Here is a 6,084-nt window from a genome sequence, read left to right as displayed (position 1 = left end):
GCACTGATTTCTCGCGTGCACCTTCCTGTCTCGCTAGCCGGACCCGGGTCGTCTGGCAGTACCAACCCGTCCCGGCGTTGTCGGGGCTGCTTGCCGCTCAGCTCGACATCCCCCGAACCGAACTGCCCCCAGCTTCAACCGGATTGCTACGACAACCCGGCGGTGAAGGTCTCTCACCTCACTCGATTCCATGGCGCCTCGTGGCGCACCGACTCGCTACGACAAGCTCGCGGTCCGCTACGAGGCGACCGTCCTCATCGCAGCCATCAATGAGTGGCTGTGAGGTGGGCTGCTCCTAGTCAGCGCGGCCTGTGACGGCCACCGATGCGCCCAGTCCGATCACGGCCAGCCCTCCGGAGCCGCCAACCAGTGACATCCGCCGGGGAGAGCGACCGAACCAGGTACGTGCGGCTGAGGCCGTCAGCCCCCACAGGCCATCGGAGACCAGAGCCAACAGGGCACCAGCCAAGCCGAGGACCAGCATCTGGACGCTGACGTGACCTGCCTCCCGGTCGACGAACTGAGGCAGTACGGCGGTGAGGAACACGACGCTCTTCGGATTCGTCACCCCGACCACGAAACCTGCCCGTATCGAGCCCCGCCCGCTACACGTCGCAGACGGGATGCTCGCCGATGCTGCCCAGTTCTTCCAGCTTGCTCGCAGGGCCTTCACCCCGAGGTAGATGAGATAGGCGGCGCCGGCCAGCTTGATCGCGTTGAAGACGATGACCGACGTCTCGACCAAGGTGCCGATCCCCAGGGCAACCGCGATGACCAGTGCGTATCCACCGAGCGCATTACCCAATACCGAGGCCAGCGCCGTCCGGCGGCCATGAGCCAAGGCCCGGCCGATGACGAACAGCACGCTCGGTCCCGGTATAGCGGACAAGAGAACGGACATAGTGCAGAAGGCCAGGAGCCGGTGAGGGTCGATCATGCACGGGATCTTCCTCCATGCATGCTCACCTCACCAGAGCGACTTTTGACCTAGGCCATGATGGTGTCCCCTTGAACCGCCGACATCCGCTTCCGATACACGGCCTAACTTGACTCTGTCGGGGATCTTGAGGATCCCCGGCGGGGCAGCATGATCAACGGGCATGCTCGGCTCTGTTCAAGAACCGATGCAGTTGTCGAGGTGCCCGTTGTCGCTCCACGCCCGTTCTGGTGAGCAAGTCCCTTCTCTGACCGTGCAGATGGCGCGAGCGAGTAACCCGGGCGGTACGACGGCGATGTGGGTGAGAGACCATCTGGGCGGGCTGTGGCGTGACGAGGACTTCGCCGACTGGTACCCGCGCGACGGCCGCCCGGGGCTCTCGCCCGCCCAGCTGGCCACCGTCTGTGTGCTGCAGTTCCTGCTCGGTCTGTCGGACCGGCAGGCGGCCGAGGCGGTTCGCTGCCGCATCGATTTCAAGTACGCGCTGGCCATGGAACTGGATGATCCTGGCTTCCACCACAGCGTGCTTGCCGACTTCCGCGAGCGTCTTACCGAGGGCGGCCGAGCCGACCGTCTCCTCGACCTCGCGCTCGCGCGCCTGAAGGAGGCCGGTCTCGTCCGCGAGCGCACCACCCAGCGCACGGACTCCACCCACGTCCTGGCCGCGGTGCGCGACCTGACCCGGCTGGAACTGGTCACCGAGGCCGTCCGCGCCGCGCTGGAAGAGCTGGCCGGCACAGCTCCGCACCTGCTGGCCGGTTTGGTCGACGAGGAGTGGGGGCGCCGCTACGGCCGTCCGGTCCGTCTGGGCAAGAACCCCACCCGCCCCAAGACCAGGATCCTTGCCACAGGCGGCGACGCCGTCCGGCTGCTGGAGCACATCGGGGAGCATGGGGCGGATCGCCTGTCCAGTCCCCGGGCCCAGGCCCTGCGGCAGATCACGGTGCAGAACTACTACCGCGACGGGGCCGGCCGCCTGCGCTGGCGCACCGCCGACGACGGCGGGCTGCCGCCCTCGGCCGTCGCAGTCGTCTCGCCCTACGACCCGACGGCCCGCTACGCGCGCCGCGGACATGTCACCCGCTGGAAGGGATTCGTCGCACATCTCACCGAGACCTGTGATCCTGACGGCGTCAACGTGATCACAGATGTGGCCACCACCGACGCCACCAGCTACGACGCGAAGGCTCTGCCCGGCATCCACACCCGGCTCAAGCGCCGCGGGCTGCTGCCCGCCGAGCATCTGGTCGACGGCGGCTACACCTCCCTGGTCCATCTGGAACAGGCAGCCCGCGAACACCAGGTCACGGTCACCGGACCGCTGCCGGTCAACTCCACCCGCCAGCACCGCAAGAACGACGGCTTCGGCCGCGACGACTTCCACATCGACTTCGACCGCCGGCAGGTCACCTGCCCGCAGGGCGAGACCAGCGCGGGATGGCACGGCCCCTACCCGACCTCCTCACCCACCGCGGCACCTCTGATCGTGGCACGGTTCACCAAGAGCCAGTGCCGCCCCTGCCCGGTCCGCACCCGCTGCACGACCACCACCGACAGCGCCCGAACCGTGGGCTTTCCCCCGCGAGAACTCCGTGACCTGCAACTCCGAGTCCGCGCCGAGCAACAGACACCCGAATGGCAGGCCCGCTATGCGGTCCGCTCCGGAGTGGAAGGCACCATCAACGAGCTCGCTCACGGACACGGCATGCGCCGCTGCCGCTACCGGGGACAGCAGAAAGCCCACCTACAGCACGTGTTCACAGCCATCGCCGCAAACATCGAGCGCCTCAGCCGACGGCCGCCGACCGGAGAAGCCCCTTCGCCCCGGCCGCCGACCGCCTTCCAGAACTTCCTGGACCAGCACGGGATCCCCCGGCCGAGGTCTTGGCGGTCCGCCAGAGACTGAGCAGACGACACCAAGATCCCCGACAGAGTCAAGCTAAAGCGTGTTGCACAAGGCTGTGGGATGGGTATTTCTCCTGTATGGGTGGGGTGTTGCGAGCTGAGGCGTTGTGGGTGGAAACGTTCACCGGGCTGCGGATGCGGCAGTTCGACCGGCTTCTGAAGGTCGTGCGTGAGCGGGGTGGGAACGGGCCTGGCGGGGGTCGGCCGTGGTGCCTGCCGCTGGCGGACCGGGTGCTGCTGGTGGCCGTCTACTACCGGACCAACCTCACGATGCGGCAGCTCGCGCCGCTGTTCGGCTGTTCGCCGGCCACCGTGTGCCGGGTCATCCACCGGCTGCGGCCGCTCCTGGCGATCGAGCCCGCGCGCCCGCCCGGCGGACGCCATGGACCGGCTGTGGATCGTGGACGGCACCCTGATCCCGGTCCGGGACCGGAAGGTCGGCGCCTCCTCACGCAACTACCGGTTCTCCGCGAACGTGCAGGTCATCATCGATGCGGACACGAAACTCGTGATCGCGACGGCCCGCCCGGTGCCCGGCAACACCGCGGACGCCAAGGCATGGCGGGAGTCCGGACTGCCCGACATGTGCCAGGGCGTGACGGTGCTCGGAGACGGCGCCTACATCAACACCGGACTCGTCGTTCCGCACCGCAAACGCCCCGGCCGCCCACTCCTGCCCGGCGAGGAAACAGACAACGCGGAGCACCGACGGGTGCGGGCCCGCGTGGAACACGCCTTCGCCCGCATGAAGCACTACAAGATCCTCCGCGACTGCCGGCAACGCGGCAACGGCCTCCACTACGCAGTCCAAGCCGTCGCCACACTCCACAACCACGCCCTGGCCGCATGATCCTCAAGGGCACAGAACGCGGCTTCCCCCGACCAATCACAGCCTTGTGCAACACGCTTTAGGAGCAAGGTCCGACAGTCCCTGTCGCCACGGCTCGGCAAAGCCAGGAGCAGCAGTATGGGCCCGAACCTATGCCTTCCGTTCTAGTGGTGGTTCGGGCCCATACTGCTGGGCGATCCACAGGTCGAATTCGAGGTGCTCGATGTCGGTGAAACGGACCTCGTCCAGGGAGCCGGCGCGGCGGCGGCCGTCCTGGAAGTAGACCTCCTTGAGCACTTCGGCCGCGATCTCCTGGAGGCGGGTGTCGCTGGCGCCCTGCTCCTGGGCGTCGAAGAAGCGGGCGGCGTACCGCGGGGGCAGGGCGAGGGTGAGGTGCCGGATGCGGTCCTGGTCCGTCGATCCGATCGGGGCGGTGTAGCCCATGCGGGCGCGGACGTCGATGATGATGCCGCCCGTGGACGCCGCCTTCTGCCTGGCCTTGGCCCGGATCTGCGGCTGCCACCGCGGTTTCACCTCGCGGTCCAGGCGGGCGGCGAGATCCGGGCGGGGCCTTTTGATCTGGTCCTTCACGTACCGCTCGACGGTGCGCTGGGAGATCCACAGCATCCGGGCGACCGGCTTGGTGCCGCCGAGCTGCTTGACCAGGTACCGCATCTACGGGCCGGCGTTCTTGGGTGCCGGGCGGGTGAACGCCTTCTGCACCGCCTTGTTCAGGCCGTCCCCAATCAGGCTCATGCTGGCCTTCTCCTACTCTCCGTTGTCGACGTCGGTGACGGTGCCGTCCTTGATGTACCGGGCGAGGTTGAGCTCCGGCGCGTTGAACCCGATCACGGACCTCCTCGCCCCACAGGACGTCCTGGGTGCCTTCCCACTTCACGAGGCCGGGGTTGATGCCGAGCTTGAACCCGCCGGGCAGCGGCTTGCCGTCCCGGTAGGGCAGGAAGTCCAGCGGCGAGGGCCCGTCGGCGGCGTAGACGACGCAGTCGGACAGGATCGCGATCGGATATTGCCCGGTGAACGCCGCGTGCTTGACGATCTTGCGGTGCAGATTGATCCGGGTGCGGGAGATGACCGCCGCTCGGATATCGGGCCGCCATGTCGGGCGTTCCAGGGCCGCCACCGCTCGCCCGGCCGCCAGCCCTCCCCGCACGGGCGCTCGCGCAGCTTGCCCAGGCCGCCCTTGGCCGTCGCCTTGATCGCCGTGATGACGATGCCCAGCTCCGGGTCACGACCCTTGTAGCCGTCCACCGCCGTCAGGAAGTCCTCCGGCGACAGGTCGGCATCGACGCCGAGGTCGGCCATCGTGGCCAGGTAGGCGTCACGCACAGCTTCGGGGCGTGGAGCGCCGACTGGGCGAGCGCCTTCCACGCATGGCAGTCCTGCGGCCACGATGGTGTCGGAGGAGCCAGCAGCAACGGTCCGGCCGCGCTTGTATCGCGCAGCAGCCGTTCCTCCTCGGACGTCAGCTCCATCTTCAAAGGCGGGCCTGTTCGGGCCCCCGTTCGGCCCGCTCCAGCAACGCGGCCAGAGCGTGGGCGATCGCCTCCTCGTCCTCGGTGCGCCCGCCGCGTTCCAGATGCTGGGAGACGGCGATGTCCCACAGGAACTGTGTGAACGGCGCCCCGACCACGGGACTGTGCACCCATGTGGCTTCTACCCACCGGTTGGTGGTGTGATCGCGCAGCCACACCCGGGACAGGTCGTTGGGGGAACACCGGACCTCCCAGCGCCCCTTCCTCTTACCACGCAGGTCCGATCGCGCACGCCGGTAGAGATTCAACCCTTCGTGCGGATCCCGGGAGGGATGGTCGTAGGTGCGCCCATACAGTCGGATGCCCTGCTCACCGACCCCGACCCAAGCGGTCGGCAGCTGCGGACAATCCTCGCGGGTCAGCGGGACCGGCAGGTAGCCCTCCACTGCCACGCACGCTGCGTACATCTGGTTACTGAGATTGAACTCGTGGAGTCGTGGAGGCTGACGGCTCGCCGCCTGTGCGGTATCACGGGGGCATGCGGTATCCACAAGGGGGCGGGCTGACCGCCGAACGGCAGCAGTTCCGCCAGGAGTTACGACTGAAGGCGGCCGAGAGGTTCGCCGGGGGTGAGGCGAGCTCAGTCATCGCGAAGGATCTGCGGGTCAGTGTCCGCTCGGTGCACCGATGGCGGCGGATGTGGGACGAGGGAGGTCCGCGGGCTCTGCGGTCACAGGGACCGGCATCGCTGCCGAGGCTGAGCGAGAAGCAGTTCGCCCAGCTGGAGTCGGAACTGGCCAAGGGGCCGACCGCGCACGGCTGGGAAGACCAGCACTGGACCCTGAGCCGTGTGAAGACGGTGATCGGCCGACGCTTCCACCTGACTTAGAACTCCTAGCGGAATGACTCTTTGGCGTCGG

Annotated in this window: 4 protein-coding genes and 3 pseudogenes; 3 read left to right on the top strand and 4 right to left on the bottom strand. The window is 67.9% G+C overall.

The genetic code is table 11. The annotated features are described in order from the left end of the window. Window positions 1-295: 295 nt before the first annotated feature. Window positions 296-937, bottom strand: coding sequence for a LysE family translocator (locus CIB93_RS04425; RefSeq protein ID WP_096624218.1), 642 nt, complete (start codon window positions 935-937; stop codon window positions 296-298). Between the two features lie 259 nt (window positions 938-1,196). On the opposite strand from CIB93_RS04425, the gene CIB93_RS04420 reads away from it, so the two are divergent. Both CIB93_RS04420 and CIB93_RS04415 read left to right on the top strand, forming a co-directional pair. Then, window positions 1,197-2,843, top strand: a complete 1,647-nt coding sequence (locus tag CIB93_RS04420; protein ID WP_257002010.1) for an IS1182 family transposase — start codon at window positions 1,197-1,199, stop codon at window positions 2,841-2,843. 77 nt (window positions 2,844-2,920) lie between these two features. After that, window positions 2,921-3,692 (top strand): annotated as a pseudogene (locus CIB93_RS04415) (transposase family protein). 129 nt (window positions 3,693-3,821) lie between these two features. Here CIB93_RS04415 and CIB93_RS04410 read toward each other — a convergent pair. The 3 genes and pseudogenes from CIB93_RS04410 to CIB93_RS04400 all read right to left on the bottom strand — a co-directional run bounded on the left by CIB93_RS04410 (window position 3,822) and on the right by CIB93_RS04400 (window position 5,616). Then, window positions 3,822-4,427: pseudogene (locus tag CIB93_RS04410) on the bottom strand (XRE family transcriptional regulator). Window positions 4,428-4,439: 12 nt separating this feature from the next. Continuing rightward, window positions 4,440-5,018 (bottom strand): annotated as a pseudogene (locus CIB93_RS38635) (transcriptional regulator); the annotation flags it as partial. A 148-nt stretch (window positions 5,019-5,166) separates the two neighbouring features. Further along, complete coding sequence (locus CIB93_RS04400) at window positions 5,167-5,616, bottom strand: hypothetical protein (protein ID WP_143659981.1); 450 nt, start codon at window positions 5,614-5,616, stop codon at window positions 5,167-5,169. An 86-nt stretch (window positions 5,617-5,702) separates the two neighbouring features. On the opposite strand from CIB93_RS04400, the gene CIB93_RS04395 reads away from it, so the two are divergent. Next, the gene (locus tag CIB93_RS04395) at window positions 5,703-6,053 is read left to right on the top strand and encodes a helix-turn-helix domain-containing protein (protein WP_096624212.1); all 351 of its coding nucleotides are present in this window, start codon (window positions 5,703-5,705) and stop codon (window positions 6,051-6,053) included. Window positions 6,054-6,084: the final 31 nt, after the last annotated feature.

The sequence above is a fragment of the Streptomyces sp. WZ.A104 genome (assembly GCF_002382885.1).
Taxonomy (GTDB): Bacteria; Actinomycetota; Actinomycetes; order Streptomycetales; family Streptomycetaceae; genus Streptomyces.
The sequence above is the reverse complement of the archived record's forward strand: the minus strand, read 5'-3'. Positions and strand labels throughout refer to the sequence as shown.